At 60.9% G+C, this 15,054-nt stretch carries 12 protein-coding genes and 2 pseudogenes; 1 reads left to right on the top strand and 13 read right to left on the bottom strand.

Features of this window, described 5'->3' with window-relative positions; genetic code table 11:
* Positions 1-161: 161 nt before the first annotated feature.
* On the bottom strand, positions 162-749 hold the full coding sequence (locus tag P3R38_RS17200) for a hypothetical protein (protein ID WP_202675491.1): 588 nt from the start codon (positions 747-749) through the stop codon (positions 162-164).
* A complete protein-coding gene (locus P3R38_RS17205; RefSeq protein ID WP_277686459.1) occupies positions 746-1,321 on the bottom strand; it encodes an RHS repeat-associated core domain-containing protein in 576 nt (191 codons plus the stop codon). Before P3R38_RS17205 ends, P3R38_RS17200 begins: the two co-directional genes overlap by 4 nt.
* 77 nt (positions 1,322-1,398) lie before the next feature.
* Between P3R38_RS17205 and P3R38_RS17210 the strand changes: the two are divergent.
* Positions 1,399-1,995, top strand: a pseudogene (locus tag P3R38_RS17210) (IS630 family transposase); the annotation flags it as partial.
* Between the two features lie 198 nt (positions 1,996-2,193).
* Here the strand turns inward: P3R38_RS17210 and P3R38_RS17215 are convergent.
* The 11 genes and pseudogenes from P3R38_RS17215 to P3R38_RS17265 form a co-directional block, all read right to left on the bottom strand.
* Positions 2,194-2,526, bottom strand: coding sequence for a hypothetical protein (locus tag P3R38_RS17215; protein ID WP_104881417.1), 333 nt, complete (start codon positions 2,524-2,526; stop codon positions 2,194-2,196).
* Positions 2,527-7,203: an RHS repeat-associated core domain-containing protein gene (locus tag P3R38_RS17220; RefSeq protein WP_277686460.1), complete on the bottom strand. Its 4,677-nt coding sequence runs from the start codon at positions 7,201-7,203 to the stop codon at positions 2,527-2,529.
* Between the two features lie 50 nt (positions 7,204-7,253).
* Positions 7,254-7,472: pseudogene (locus P3R38_RS17225) on the bottom strand (type VI secretion system tip protein VgrG); the annotation flags it as partial.
* Between the two features lie 81 nt (positions 7,473-7,553).
* Positions 7,554-8,072, bottom strand: a complete 519-nt coding sequence (locus P3R38_RS17230; RefSeq protein WP_023382567.1) for an Hcp family type VI secretion system effector — start codon at positions 8,070-8,072, stop codon at positions 7,554-7,556.
* A 509-nt stretch (positions 8,073-8,581) separates the two neighbouring features.
* Positions 8,582-9,370, bottom strand: coding sequence for a PhzF family phenazine biosynthesis protein (locus P3R38_RS17235; protein ID WP_023381486.1), 789 nt, complete (start codon positions 9,368-9,370; stop codon positions 8,582-8,584).
* Between the two features lie 50 nt (positions 9,371-9,420).
* Complete coding sequence (locus P3R38_RS17240; protein WP_027908251.1) at positions 9,421-10,359, bottom strand: 2-hydroxyacid dehydrogenase; 939 nt, start codon at positions 10,357-10,359, stop codon at positions 9,421-9,423.
* 108 nt (positions 10,360-10,467) lie between these two features.
* A complete protein-coding gene (locus P3R38_RS17245; protein WP_023381488.1) occupies positions 10,468-10,884 on the bottom strand; it encodes a hypothetical protein in 417 nt (138 codons plus the stop codon).
* A 12-nt stretch (positions 10,885-10,896) separates the two neighbouring features.
* Complete coding sequence (gene ccmI, locus P3R38_RS17250) at positions 10,897-12,078, bottom strand: c-type cytochrome biogenesis protein CcmI (RefSeq protein WP_277686461.1); 1,182 nt, start codon at positions 12,076-12,078, stop codon at positions 10,897-10,899.
* Positions 12,071-12,547 carry a cytochrome c-type biogenesis protein gene (locus tag P3R38_RS17255; protein WP_023381490.1) on the bottom strand — a complete coding sequence of 159 codons (477 nt, stop codon included), beginning with the start codon at positions 12,545-12,547 and terminating at the stop codon, positions 12,071-12,073. The genes ccmI and P3R38_RS17255 overlap by 8 nt, the downstream gene beginning before the upstream one ends.
* The gene (locus P3R38_RS17260) at positions 12,544-13,080 is read right to left on the bottom strand and encodes a DsbE family thiol:disulfide interchange protein (RefSeq protein ID WP_023381491.1); all 537 of its coding nucleotides are present in this window, start codon (positions 13,078-13,080) and stop codon (positions 12,544-12,546) included. The genes P3R38_RS17255 and P3R38_RS17260 overlap by 4 nt, the downstream gene beginning before the upstream one ends.
* Positions 13,077-15,050, bottom strand: a complete 1,974-nt coding sequence (locus P3R38_RS17265) for a heme lyase CcmF/NrfE family subunit (RefSeq protein ID WP_177429864.1) — start codon at positions 15,048-15,050, stop codon at positions 13,077-13,079. The genes P3R38_RS17260 and P3R38_RS17265 overlap by 4 nt, the downstream gene beginning before the upstream one ends.
* Positions 15,051-15,054: the final 4 nt, after the last annotated feature.

A 15,054-nucleotide genomic window follows, 5' to 3' on the forward strand; every position in this document is an offset into this window, starting at 1 on the left:
AGGCCCCGAGGATCCGCACGCATACCCGGCGTATTACTGACCCTTCATCCTGGAGCGGTGGGATTGCCCAAGCGCTGCCGCCAGGATTTCACACGTTTTCGCTTTCCATTTGAGATAGATGATGGCTATCAAATTGATCCCCGGAAGATCGTTCCATCCAGCTATCGCAAAGTCTGCCGACTCTCAAAATAATTAACCAATCGATGAAAAACAGCAACCTTACCCCGACCATCCTCCACCATTTTCGAAAGAGGGGACATGGACCGTCTTATCGAACTCACAGCAGCGCCTTCACTATAAGAACCTTGACCCGACTCCAACTCTCGAACCTCATACGCTGTCCCTGCGCGATTAATAGAAAACCTCATTACCGAGCAACAATCGATCACCAATGCCCCATCAAGCATGTTCTCAAAAAAGTAGCACTCCAAGCTTACATCCTGCAAAAAAAGCCTTTTCAGCAAGGGGGCTAATCGCACCCCCGGCGACAGGGAAATTCCACAACCGCTTTCTTTTTCATTGAAAAAATATCTTTTCAGCGTAACATCAACGGACCGCTTAAAATGAATAGCCAGAAAACTCTTTTCATAGAGGTGAAAGTCATCGCAATCGCCAATCATATCAAAACCTTCTGACTTAAGATCGGCCGCACTGAAGCTCGGCAGAGCAAAAATCTTAGGAACGATATTTGAGGCATTCATCACATACTTCAAGCATAGCTCTTGAGCATTACATTCTAGGTAATTCATCCGCCTTGCCTCTTGATCGGATTTGTTCCATTGTCGTGATGTGCTTGTAAAATACCCTTGACCTGTGAAAGCTCGCCCACACGATTGGACTTAGGGTTTTCATCAATACCTGCCTGCGCCGACTTAGCAAGTCGATCTACATTTTTCGAGTCCTCAAGATGTTTTGAGATGGATCCACATGCATTACGCCATTGAGAAGGTGACATATCTCTAGTAGCTTTATCAGCAGGCGCAAGCTTTACGCTTTTTCCATCAGCATCAGGTTGCAATGTGATATGTCCACCTTTTCTGGGCAACCCTGGCCCATCAACATTCACATGCACGCCACGGGCGAGCACATCTTTACCAGCGGTGTTGGCTCCCACATTGTATTTACTTTTGGCTAGACCCAAAGGGTCCATCAAGTCAATTGGATTAGCAGCATACTCGAACAGGTTTAAACCGCCGCCGTAGCTGATCGGGTCCTGGCTCACAAACCGCCCAACCCTCGGATCATAGTACCGATACCGGTTGTAATGCAGCCCCGTCTCATGATCGTGGTACTGCCCCTGGAAGCGAATCGGGTTGCTCATCCCAACCTGCTTGGCCCACTCCGAGCGCACCTCGCGCACGTCACCCCAAGCCTTGTACTGCCCCGCCCACGCCACCTCTGGTGCTCTGCTGCGATGAAAAGAGCCAGGTTCAAGCCTTGCAGCGCACACAGCCAGGCTTGCCATTGGGCATCGGCCATATCCGTACGCAAACTCATGACTATGTCCGTCACGGCACGCTCACGCTGTTCGCAGCCATGGATTATCTGCAAGGTCGGCTGATCAGCAGCATCGAAACACAGCACCGGCATCAGGAGTGGCTGGCCTTTCTGAAAAAGATCAACCGGGAAACACCCAAAGGCCTGCAACTGCACTTGATCGTGGACAACTACGCCACTCACAAGCATCCCGTCGTCAAGGAGTGGCTCAAGCGGCATCCACGGTTCCATATGCACTTCACTCCGACTTCAAGCTCCTGGATGAACATGGTTGAGCGCTTTTTCCGGGATATCACCGTTTACCTACGCGACGGCAGCTTCAGCTCGACACGCGAATTGGCCAGTTCCATTACCACGTTTTTAGCGCTGCACAACGCTCAGCCCTGCCGGTATGTCTGGAACGCAAAAGGTGAAGACATCTTGCGCAAGATCCAGCGTGCCCGAGAGGCCATGACAGGCGAGAGCGAAGAGAACGTTTTATCGAAGACAGAACACTAACAGCAAGAGGCAATTTTAAAGGAAAATTACACCATGCCGCCTGCGCTCGTTTTACGATAGCTCAGGAACCAAATCCAGCACTATACGCAACACTTCCAGAAAGCACTAACTCTATAAATTAATCGGTGTCTATTTTTTCACAACTAGCTAACCTAGGCTCAAGCACCTACTGGTTAGCCAGTCTAGAAAGCAGCGCAGCTAGAGTTTCTTCGCACGAATATCCATCAAAGCCTTCTCAAGAGATCTTAAGTCATCTGGGTCTTTGAATCTTGCCTTTGAGCGCAACCACTTATCGACTGCATTATTACGACCACTTGATAGCAAATCGCCCTCCGCGGTAATTTCGCTACTCATAATCACACGCTTTACTAATTTCCCGCTCTCATCACTTACCCGACAATTCAAAAGACCATTACTTTCCATGAACAAAAATAGGTTCTCAAGAGCTCTACCAATGCTTGCATGCCACTCTGGTATATTAGCATATGCTTCAAGCACACCATCTATATCCCATACTGGATAGTCGCTCATTCAATCTCTCCTAACGACCTCTGAAATGCCCGCCACAGGTACTAGTTTCCCAGTGGAGCGATCTTTAACAAATTTACCACCCGTCGCTAATATTCGACGCTCTTTAAGAATCTGGTCCGTTTTATCAGCCGTCATACTCGTAACCTCGTAGGTTTTGGCCTCTCCGCTCTCGATCACAACTGTGTCTACCCGCCGGCGTTCACCAGTATGAGGGTCTTTGACTGACTTCCCGCTTGCATCCCGCAGATAACACTCACTCTGAATAGTCGCATTTGGATGCTGAGTTTTAATTTCCGCATTGAATTCCTGATGGCGGCGATCCCCATCAATCGCATTCTTGATCCGCTTCAGTCCCCACGGATCGATCCAATCAATAGGGTTCGGAACATACTCATAGAGGTTGAAACCGCCGCCGTAGCTGATCGGGTCCTGGCTCACGAACCGCCCAACCCTCGGATCATAGTACCGATACCGGTTGTAATGCAGCCCGGTCTCATGATCGTGGTACTGCCCCTGGAAGCGAATCGGGTTGGTCATCCCAACCTTCTTGGCCCAGTCCGAACGCACCTCGCGCACGTCACCCCACGCCTTGTACTGCCCCGCCCACGCCACCTCTCCGTGGTGGTCAGTCAGCTCCATCGGCGTACCGAGGTGATCGCACTGATACCAGGCAATCGCATCGATCGGCGGCGGTTTCACTTCGTGCTGCCACAGCGGGTCCTGGTCGATGTCGTATTCGCGTCCACGCCAGTCCGGCTGCCGCAACAGGCGAATCGGTGCCTTGCGCAGGGCCTGCGCGACGGGCACGAAGCTGTCCGGTTCGTACAGGTAGTGCACGGTCCGCCCGGTCTCGCCTTCGTCCTGCGGCGGCGAGCTTTCCCAGGCGAGGTTGTCGCCATCCCAGCCGTACAGGGTGTAACCGCAACCCAGTTCGCGCTGGCGCTTGGCGCGTTGCATCTGGTTCCAGCCGCTGCCCGCACGGGGATCGTCGTAGTGATGCGCGGTCGAGTGTTTGTGCAGGCGACGGCCCAGCGCGTCGTAGCTGTATGCCACGCTGAGCTTGCCATCGTCGAAGCGGACCAGACGGTCGAACAGGTCCCAGGTCAGGCGGGCCTTGTCGCCGTTGTGCAGGCGGTGGATGAGGTTGCCGCGTTCGTCGTACTGGTAATGCGTGCCGGCGTACTCGCGCAGCAGGTTGTCCATCAGCTTGTTGCGACGCGGGTCGCTTTCCAGCGGGCGGTTGAGTTCCTGGGTCTTCTGGTCCAGCAGGTTGCCGGCCGGGTCGAAGGCGAAGGTCTCGACACCCAGGCGACTGGTGGCTTGCAGCAGGCGGCCCACCGGGTCGTACTGATAAGCCAGGTGACCACGGCGGGTGTCGTGGATGTCGGTCAGCTGGCCGACGGCATCGTATTGATACTGGCGCTTGAGCAACGTGGACTTGCCGTCGTGGCTACCCAGCCATTGCTCCTGCAGGCGACCCGCCGGGTCCCACGCCTGGGTCTGCATCAGCTGGTTGCCCTGGTGCCGGACCACCTCACGGTGCAGAGCATCGCGCTCATAGGCCAGCAGCTCATGCTGGTCAACGGTCATGCCCAGCACGTGACCGCTGCCGTAGGTGAGCGTGCTGACCTTATGGCCATCGGGGCGAATCGTCGCCGTGCGCAGGTTCAGCGCGTCATACTCGTGCTTCCACACCGCGACCATCGGCACAGCGGTCTTGAGGTAGTACTGATGCTCGCGAGTGAGGTTGCCCGCTTCGTCATGGAACCATTGCAGCTTGCTGTCGGCATTGATGGCCTGGATCAGCTTGCCGTTGCCGTCGTAGGCAAAGGTTTCTTCCTGGCGCTGGTCGCCCTGGCGGGCCGTGCGCGAGGCCAGACGCCCGACGGCATCGAAGGTGATGTCGATCCGGCGTTGACCGACCTGGGTGCTGGCCAGTCGACCGCTGTCCGGGTCGTACTGGTAGCGGGTGACCAAACCATCGAAGCCCTTTTCTTCCAGCAGGCGACCGACCGGGTCGTACAGGAACGTGGCCTTGCTGTCGTTCTCGTTCTCCAGCCCGATCAGGCGGCCCAGCTTGTCCCAGCGGTAGCGCAGGCTGTGCTCGTTGGCGTCGACCCGTTCGACCAGTTTGCCGGCCGCGTCGTAGGACCAGGTAGTGCAGCGGTCCAGCGCGTCGACGTGGGCCAACAGGCGGCCTTCGGCATCGCGTTCGAAACGCTCTTCGGTGTTGTCGGGGTGGGTGACTTTCGCCAGCTGACCGGCCTTGTACGCGTAGGTGGTCTTGTTGCCCGCCGCATCGGTGAACAGCACCAGACGACCGACGTCGTCGTACTCCCATTGACTGGTCTTGCCCGAGCAGTCGGTGTACTCGATCAGCTGGTCCGCCGCGTTGTACGCCAGCTTCTTCTCGTTGCCGTTGGCATCCTTGATCGCCTTCACCAGGCCCGAAGGCGTGTAGGCGAATTCGGTCTTGTTGCCCAGCGGGTCGGTGGTTTCGACCAGGTTGCCTTTCTGGTCGTAATCACGCAGCCACAGGCCGCCTTCTGCGTCGCGGATCTTGATCGGGTGACGACGGTCGTCGTAGGCAAAGTGCGTCTTGCTGTGGTCGGCACGGATATGGCGAATGACGCTGCCTTGATCGTCGTAGTCGTAGCGGTCTTCGCTGCCATCGGCGTGCACGTGGCGCAGGAGCTTCTTGCGCTCATCGCGGAACAGCCACTCGGAGCGTTCGTCCGGGTAGCGGATGCGATACAGGTGGCCCTGGATATCGTAGTAGTACCAGGTCTCCTGGCCGTGAGCGTCGGTGACGTAGGTCAGGCGGATGTTCTCGTCCCACGCCAGACGCGTGTCGTAGCTGCCGTCGTCGGCCCATTCATGGATCGCCTTGGCCTGGGCGCTGCTGCCCTCCCATTCCAGGTTCATGCCGCGCCCGGTGCGGTCGGTGTAGCGGGTAACCAGGTGGTGCTGATACTGGTAATGCCAGGCGGCGCCGTTCTCGTCCTGGGCGGCGATCAGGTCGCCCTGTTCGTCATAGTGATAGGCGCAGAGCTGGCGTAGCGGCTGACCGTCGCGCATTTCCCACAGGCCTTTGATATGGCCGTGATCATCGATCAGGGTGCCGAGGTGACGTAGGACGTTCTTCGCATCACCCTGGAAGGTGATGATGTCGGACAGCACGGGGCGGCCTTCGTGGCGATGCTCGTAATGCAGCATGCAGCCGGCGTCGTTCTCCAGCAGGATCTTGCGCAGGTAATAACGTTCGCCCACGCGCAGGTAGTATTCCTTGCGCACGAACCCACGGCAGATCACCAGTTCGCTGTCGGTGCTGCGCACCAGCAGCAAGTCTTCGATGGCGTTGAACAGCGCCTTGCCGACCTTGGGCAGCTCGAATGCGTGGCTGCGGCCGTCGAAGTCGTGGAACAGCACGCCTTTGCCGACAATGTCGATGCGGGTGGTGAACTCGGTTACCCAACGAGCGCCCAGGCTGCCCTGGTCGTACTCGGCCAGGCGCGAGTGGTAGATCCGCTCCCACTCGATGGGAAATGGGCCTGGCAAGCTGAAATCGGTGTGCTGAATGAATTCCGAGCCCAGCGAGAAGCTGATGCTGTGGCCGGTACGGGCCTTCGGTTCAGCGGGGCACGGTGGACGCTTGGGGCTTGGGGTCTGCTCGGCTGGGGCCTGTTTACCCACGACAGCAAGCTCACCCTTGCTCTGCTCCCGCTCCACCTTGGTCACGGTATCCGGCTTGGCCACCCCTGGCTGGCCGTTCTTGTGGCGGCTGCGGAAGCCTGCCACCGCCCCACCCAGCACCGTCAGCATCCAACCGATGCTCATCTGCGTTGCAGGATCGGACAGCTTGTTCAGCTGCGTGGCCATTTCCCCGCCCAGCGCTCGCAGCTGCCCGGTATTGGCCAGCACGCTGTTCTTGATGTCATCGGGCAACAGCTTGCTGGTAGCGCTGTTGGCCATGCCTTTACCAGCCGCCTTGCAGGCGCTGTGCACCGCCCCGAAGAAGTTGCTGATCGCCGCCTTGGGGTCGTTGAGCAACTGGTCGCTGGCGGCTGCCATCTGCTTGCTCGCCGCCGCCTTGTCGCCCTGGGCGTCGAGTTGGCCGAGCACGACTTTCTCCAGGCCCGTGGCAATTTCGCCAGTCACCTTGGTACCCAGATCGCCCGCGTCCTTGAGAATGCCGGCGATCTTTGGCTGTGCCTGGGTCACAAAGTCGTCGAGGGTCCCGGCGATGGTGGCGTTGAGGTGGCCCATCAGCACCGTGATCAGCGAGTCGCCCAGCAGCATCTTGGCGCTGTTGCGCAGCTCCTGGCGGACCAGGAACAAGGTCGGGCGCAAGCTCATGCGGGCGGCGGCCATGGTCGGCGGCGCTGGCAATACGCCGATCAGGTTGATGCCCAGGCTGACCCAGTCGAGCACCTGGCGGTGCTTGCTCTTGACCAGGGTGACCACATCGCCCAGGGCGTCGACCAGGGCCATGATGTTGCCCACCACCGGCAAGGCACCGGCCACGGTCTTGATCCGTTCGAGGGTGACGTAGCCGCTGCTGACCGACTGCAACCAGGCGTCGAAGGCGGCGGCGCCGCGGCCCACGTCCTTGGCGTCGATGGTGTTGAGTGGGGCGACCGCGACTTGCGCTTCGCGTTGCTTGGATTCGCCACTCATGCCAGCACCTCACTGCCCAGCGGGCGCTTGGCCGGGTTGGCGGGAGGGCTCAGGCCGTGCAGGCCACGGCCGGCATCGCCGAGCTGGAGGAAAGCGGGTTTGTGCAGCAGGCGTTCCAGGTCCAGCGAAGGGCGTTCGCTGACCAGCTCGAGGTCAATGGCATAGGCGTGGCTGATGGCTTCCGTGCCGTTGAAGGCGAGGACCTGGAAATCGTGCTCCAGGCCGTCGATGTGCAAGCTGAAATGGGTCTGGTTCGCGGCGGCAAACATCCCTGTCCTCCTTTAGGAAAACGTAGTGAAAACGACCGCAGCCCGCCGCGCGAACGCGGCAGGCAGCGGTGTGATCCAGGTTTAGCCTGCGACCGGAACGCGCCAGTCGTCGGAACCGGAAGTCCCGGAGACCTCGTGGGTCCAGGTGATCTTGCGGTAGGTGAAGTACACGTCTTCCAGGTGGGTGAAGTGGGCGTTGGCCGGGTCCTGGCAGTTGTGCATGTAGTCCTTCATGTCGACGATGATCGCGTCTTCCAGGACGGTGGTGTAGTAGTGCTCCTGGGTGCCGGCCGCCGAGGTGCGGTACCACTTGATCTCGACCTTGGTCATGCGCTCGCCGGAGGTCAGGGCCGCCAGCAGCAGTGGCGAGGCCTTGTCGAAGACCTTGGTGATCTTCACCGGCTTGTGCACGCGCTGGCCGGTCGGTTGGCCGGACTGCGGGTCACGGGGGATGATCACTTCGTGTTCGAAGCCCTGGACCATCACCTGGTCTTCGTGGCCTTCCTGGTAGGTGTTGCCCACCGAATCGGCGGTGAACGCGCCAGCGGTGATCAGGCCTTGTTTTTCGCCGGTGACGGACATGTACGCGGGTGTTGCCATGGTGCTGCTCTCCTTGCTGTGGATAAGTGCCTTTTTCGGCAGCTAATTGCCGGTCAATCGGATCTTGATATGACAAAAGTCGTGCCAACTTGAGGAAAAGCCTTGTAGATCAAGGCCTGCAGCGATCCACGCTGAAAATCGGGGAGCTTTTTCGGAAAAAACCACGGGAAAAGTGCGCAACTTCTTGCGCAGTGGTGTGCAAAAAGTTGCGCAGTTGCCTGTACGCCATATTTCTCAAGGCCTACAGGAATGTGTGCACAGGTTTATCCACATTTGAGTGCGCAACTTCTTGCGCAGTTGACTGGAAAGTCAGGTGACAGGAAGCAGGCCAATACGGGTGATCTCGGGAGGGGCGGAGAATGGGACTCTACGAGAGCCCGCACTCCCGACGAACGGCCATTCGAAGGCTGCCGGGTGCCTGCCGGGAAAAAAGCGCCGCCCGCGCGGCGCATCGCGGATAAATCCGCTCAGGGATGGCTTGCACTTTCAGGAACGGTGCGGTCTGCCAGTCAGATGAACACGCGACCCTTGAGGTAGAGCGCCGCCCGGCCGCTGATGATCACCCGGCCATTGCCAGGCACTTCACAATGCAGCTGACCCTTGCGTGCCCCGCCCTGCTCGCAGCTCAGACTGGTCTTGCCCAGGCGTTCGGCCCACAACGGCGCCAGCGAGGTGTGGGCCGAACCCGTGACCGGGTCCTCGTTGACTCCGACCCGCGGGCCGAACCATCGAGTGACGAAATCATAGCCACGACCCGGAGCAGTGACAGCGATACCGCGTACATCGAAGGCTGACAATGCGACGAAATCTGGCTTGAGCGGTTCAAGCAGCGAAGCGTCATCGATCATCAGCACGAAGTCATCACTGCGGTAAAGCTGCCCCGCTACGTTCAGACCCAGGGCTTGCAGCAAACCTGCGGGGGTGTCCACCGCGACCGGCTGCCTGGCCGGAAAGTCCATCGCCAGCAGTCCGTCGGCGCCACGGCTGACCCGCAGTTCGCCGCTGCGGGTATTGAAGCGCAGCACTTGTGCCTGTTCGCCCAATTGCTCGAACAGCACATAGGCCGACGCCAGCGTGGCATGCCCGCACAGATCGACCTCGACCGCCGGGGTGAACCAACGCAGGTCGTACGTCTCGCCATTGCGGACGAAGTAAGCGGTTTCGGATAGGTTGTTCTCTTCGGCAATGCGTTGGAGCCTGTCGTCCGGCAGCCAGCTATCCAGCGGAATCACCGCCGCTGGGTTGCCCCCGAAAGGCTCAGCACTGAAGGCATCGACCTGGAATATCTCGAGTTGCATCAAACACTCCTTGAGGCCCGGTCACCGCCGGGCGGAATCGAAAGCGAAGGTTACTGACGCACCGGCGTCAGCACGGGCTCGCCGGCAAAGAAGGCCTGCAGGTTGCGCAATACCAGGGACACAGTATCCCGCGCGGCCTCCGGCGACTGGCCAGCTACATGGGGCGTCAGCACGGTGTTGCCGAGGGCCTTGAGCGCATCGGGCACGGCAGGCTCGTCATCGAACACGTCCAGCGCGGCACCGGCGATCTGCCCGCGCTCGAGTGCTGCGACCAAGGCCTGGGTATCCACCACACTGGCACGGGCGATGTTAACCAGGTAGCCCTCGGCCCCCAGCGCCTCCAGCACCTGGGCATCGACCAGGTGTCGGGTAGTGGCGCCCCCCGGCGTGGCGACCACCAAAATGTCCACGTCCCGGGCCAGGCTCAGTGGGCTGTCGAACCAGGCGTAGGGCACGTCCTGGCGAGCCGTGCGGCTGTGGTAGCTGATGCTCATGTCAAAGCCCAGGTGGGCACGCTTGGCAATCGCTTGCCCGACTGCACCGAGACCGAGGATGCCCAGGCGTTTGCCGCTGACCGAGGGGCTGATTACCCGGTTCCATTCGCCTCGGCGGGTACCGGCGTCGGCGCGAGGGATATCGCGCAGCAGCGCCAGCAGCATGGCCAAGGTATGGTCGGCGACTGCCGTGGCGTTGGCTCCGGCGCCATTGGTGACGGTAATACCACGCGCGGCGGCGGCGGCCAGGTCGACCTGCTCATAGCCGGCACCGATCACGCAGATGATCCGCAGCTGGTGTAGCGTGTCGATCTCGGCGGCGGTCAAGCCAAGCGGGCCACGGGTGAGTACCGCGTCGATCTCATGGGCATGGTTGGCGATGGCATCGGCACGTAGCGAGGGCGACGGGGCTCGGATCAGCCGATAGCCTGCCTCTTCCAGCAAAGGCAGGTAATCGTCGACGGTCTCCACCAGTACCAGAACTGTTTTGCTCATGCCGCCTCCGAGTTCGTTCGAAGGGGCATTATGCGGAGTTACCGTACAGTACAGTCAATCGATAAATCGAGGTTCAACTGTACTGTAATGGTGGTTTGCCCCAAGGACCTATTGGGCGAATGCCCTGCCAAGACCGCCGGGCACACCACTGCTGTCGGTTTCCTGCCACGGCCCATCAGGGCTCAGCGACCAGCTCCAGCCCCCATCCCAGCGGTAATAGGTGCGCTGTCTGTAGAAGGTATTAGGTTTTTTCTCTAGCACGTATACACCCAGTTTCGGGTCCCAGTGGCTGGCACCGCCCGGTGGCGGCGCGAAGCTCGCGGAGGTGCGCGGCATCGGTTTGGGTATCGACGCCGGCTTGCTCGGCTGGGTAGACGGTCGACTACCCGGCAATGGCTTTACCGCCGGCCCCTGGTGCGGCGGCGTCTCGATGCGAGGTTCGGGCTGCTCGTACGGCTCGTGCACCGTACACGCAGACAAACCCAGGGCCAGGGTGATCAGGGTCAGGCGGACGGTGCTGTGCATGGCGTGGTTCTCTTACAAATCGGGGCTGTCGATGATCAGGTGCTGGGTAGCCTGGGTGCCTTTGGCCAATGGCGCGCCTTGGCCGATCCACTCGCCGCGGGTCGGTTGGCCGGCACGTGAGACACGGGCAACCAGTTTGACTTCAGCAAAGTCGGACAGTTTCATCTGCGGCATCATCGCATCGGCGTCGGACAACTCCACTTCGATCGGTAACTGTGCGACCGTCACCCGCTTGGCCGCCAGAGGCATCGGTGGGCCGTTCAGGGCACGGGCGAAGATGAACACCGTGTCGTCAGGCTTGACCTTGTCCTTGAGCGCAGCGGCCAGCTCCACACGCACTTTCACCCGTGCTGCCACGGGTGCGGCGGGCTTGCCACCGAGCCGCTCGGCGGCGCGGTCGATGCCGCCCTGCAGAGCCGCGCGCGAGGCATCACCCTCCGGCAACAGGGCAAGCAGTCGCTGCCAGTAGTCGATGGCTTCCTGGTAGCGCTCGCCCTCGAACGCCGCGATGCCTCGCAGGCCCAGGCTGGTCACTTCCTTCGGATCGGCTTGCAGTGCTTCGTCGGTAAGCGCCTGCAATGGCGCGCTCCATTGCTTGTCGGCGGCAAAGTACAGCGCCTGGGCCCACTGGCCGAGCAACTCGGGCTGGCGCCCGGCCAAGGCTACGGCACGCTCGAAGGTACGCGCTGCATCGGCTGGGCGCTGCTCGGCCATATAGGAACGGCCCAGAAAGTACAGGCCCTCGGCAGAGTCTGGCTGGGCCTGGACAGCGCGCTCCAGGCGCGAGGTCATCTCTTGCAGGGTCTTGGGCGCCTCGGCGAACTCCTCGGTCAACTCGACCTTGTCCGCTGCACCAAAGTGCAGGTACAGCCCCAATGCCATTACGGGAACAAGTACCGCCGCCAGCAACGGCAAGGCTTTGCCCAGATAGCCCTGACGCTGCGCCTCGCCACCTTCGGTGTCAGCCAGCAGTTCACGGGCCGCTTCGTCACGCCCACTAGCCAACTGCCCTTCATCGAGCACACCGGCCGCCTGCTGGGCAGCCAGTTCGGCGACCCGTTCCTGATACAGGGCCACGTTCAGTGCGGTACGGTCTTCTTCCTGCTGGCGACGGCGGCCACGCAGGATCGGAATCAGCAAGAAGCCGAGGGCGGCGAGCAGCAGCAGGCCCGCACTAAGCCAGAATTCAGTCATGGGTCTGTTCTTTATCCAGCAGTTTGGCGAGACGCTCGCGTTCTTCGACGGACAGCTCCTTGGCACCCTGCGCGGCAGGGTCACGGCGTCGACGGACCATCACCGCCAATACCACGAAGCCACCGGCCAGCAGAATCCCAGGGCCAAACCACAGCAGCCAGGTCCGCCCACTGAGCGCCGGCTTATAGCGCACGAAATCGCCATAGCGGTCGACCATGAAGTCAATGATCTGCTGGTTGCTCTTGCCCTCGCCCAGCATGCGGAAGATTTCGCGGCGCAGGTCAGCGGCAATCGGTGCGTTGGAGTCGGCGATGTCCTGGTTCTGGCATTTGGGGCAGCGCAATTCCTTGGTCAGTTGCTGGTAACGCTCGCGCTCTGCCTCATCGCGGAACTGGTAGGTGTCGATGGCCGCCTTGGCCACGCCGGCCAGGCTCATGCCCAGCACGGCGGCTGCAAGCCAGCGCCTCATGGCTTGGCCTCATCGACCAGCCCTTGATACAGCGGCGCCAGTTGCTCACGCCAGACCGTGGCGTCGACGACACCGACGTGCTTGTAGCGGATGATGCCCTGGGCATCGATCAGGAAGGTTTCCGGTGCGCCATACACACCAAGGTCCAGCCCCAGCGTGCCCTGCTGGTCACGGATATCGAGCTGGTAAGGGTTGTGGAACTCCGCCAGCCACTTCTGCGCGGCGGCATTGTCGTCCTTGTAGTTGACCCCATGGATCACCACACCCTGCTGGGCCAGTTGGTTCAGGTACGGGTGCTCGACCTTGCACGATGGGCACCAGGTCGCCCAGACGTTGACCAGCGCCGGGCGGCCAAGCAGATCGGCCTGGGTGAGATTGCGATCGCCTTGCACCGAGGCGAGGGAGAACGCCGGGAACGGCTTGCCGATCATCGCCGAAGGCAGCTCGTCGGGCTTGAGGAACAGCCCCTTGTAGAGAAACACCGCCACCAGCAGGAACACCGCCAGGGGTACTACCATGATCCAACGCTTCATACAGCTGCTCCAGACACGCCCAGGACATCACGCACCCGGGTCTTGACCTTGACGCGGTAACGTCGGTCCAGGGCCGCCAGCAATCCGCCCAGACCGGTCAGCAGACCGCCCAGCCAGATCCAGCGGACGTAAGGCTTGATGTGCACACGCACGGCCCAGGCGCCGTTCTCCAGCGGCTCGCCCAAGGCAACGTACAGGTCACGGGTGAAACCGGCATCGATACCGGCTTCGGTCATCATCGACTGCTGCACGGTATACAGGCGCTTTTCAGGGTGCAGCGTGGTGATCTCGCGGCCCTCGCGGGACACCACCACCGTACCCTTGTCGGAGATGAAGTTAGGGCCCTCGAAGTGCTTGGCGCCCTGGAAAAGGAAGTGATAACCGCCCAGCTCGATGCTCTCGCCCGGAGCCATGCGCAGGTCGCGCTCGGCGCTGTTGTTGCTCGACAGCACCACACCCAGGGCGCAGACCGCCAGGCCCAGGTGCGCCAGCTGCATGCCCCAATAGCTGCGGCTCAGGCCGCGCATGCCCTTGACCAGGCCTTTGTGACGGGTCTTGTCGACGATATCGCGCAGGCCAGCCAGCACAACCCAGGACGCCAGGGCGAAGGCGCTCAAGGTCGGCCAGTCGAAGTCGTCGACGATCAGGCCCGCAACCGGTGCAAGCACTGCGCTGCCGATCAACACCGGGGTCATCATGCTGACCAGCCACGTGCCAGGGGTGTCCTTCCAACGCACCACCACGCCGACGCCGAGCACCACCATCAGCAACGCCATCAAGGGCAGGAACAAGGCATCGAAGTAAGGGGGGCCGACCGATAGCTTGGCCCCGGTCAGCGCGTCGAGCACCAGGGGGTACAAGGTACCCAGCAGGATCATCGAGGCTGCCACCACCAGAATCAGGTTATTGGCCAACAGCAATGTCTCGCGCGACCATAGGGCAAAGCCGACCTGGCTTTTCACCACCGGTGCGCGCAGGGCGAACAGGGTCAGCGAACCGCCGACCACGCACAGCAGGAAGATCAGGATGAACACGCCTCGGGACGGGTCGGCGGCGAAGGCATGCACCGAGGTCAGCACCCCGGAACGGACCAGGAAGGTTCCCAACAGGCTCAGGGAGAACGCGGCGATGGCCAGCAGTACCGTCCAGCTTTTGAAGACACCACGTTTTTCGGTCACCGCCAGCGAATGGATCAGCGCCGTACCCACCAGCCACGGCATGAACGAGGCATTCTCCACCGGGTCCCAGAACCACCAGCCGCCCCAGCCCAACTCGTAGTAGGCCCACCACGATCCCAGGGTGATACCCACCCCGAGAAACGCCCAGGCAACGATGGTCCAGGGCCGCGACCAGCGTGCCCAGGCCGCATCGAGACGGCCACCCAGCAGAGCGGCAATGGCGAAGGCGAATGCCACCGAGAAGCCGACATAGCCCATGTACAGCATCGGCGGATGGACGATCAGGCCGAAGTCCTGCAGCAACGGGTTGAGGTCGCGTCCGTCGGTCGGCACCTGCGGCAGCAGACGCTGGAAAGGGTTGGAGGTGATGATCAGGAATGACAGGAAACCGACGCTGATCATGCCCATCACCGCCAGTACCCGGGCCAGCATCACGTGCGGCAGTTGCCGCGAGAACACCGATACGGCAAAGGTCCAGCCACCGAGAATCAGCGCCCACAACAGCAACGAGCCCTCATGGGCACCCCACACCGCGCTGAACTTGTAGTACCAGGGCAAGGCACTGTTGGAGTTGCTGGCCACATAGGCGACCGAGAAATTGTCGGTCATGAAGGCGTGGGTCAGGCAGGCGAAAGCGAACGCCAGAAACGCGAACTGCCCCCAGGCCGCCGGGCGCGCCAGGCTCATCCACAGGCTGTCGCCACGCCAGGCCCCCAACAACGGCACACTGGCCTGCACGACGGCGAAGCAGATCGCCAGGATCATCGACAATTGTCCCAGCTCAGGGATCACCAAC

This window comes from Pseudomonas sp. NyZ480, from assembly GCF_029537255.1.
GTDB classification, from domain to species: Bacteria; Pseudomonadota; Gammaproteobacteria; order Pseudomonadales; family Pseudomonadaceae; genus Aquipseudomonas; species Aquipseudomonas taiwanensis.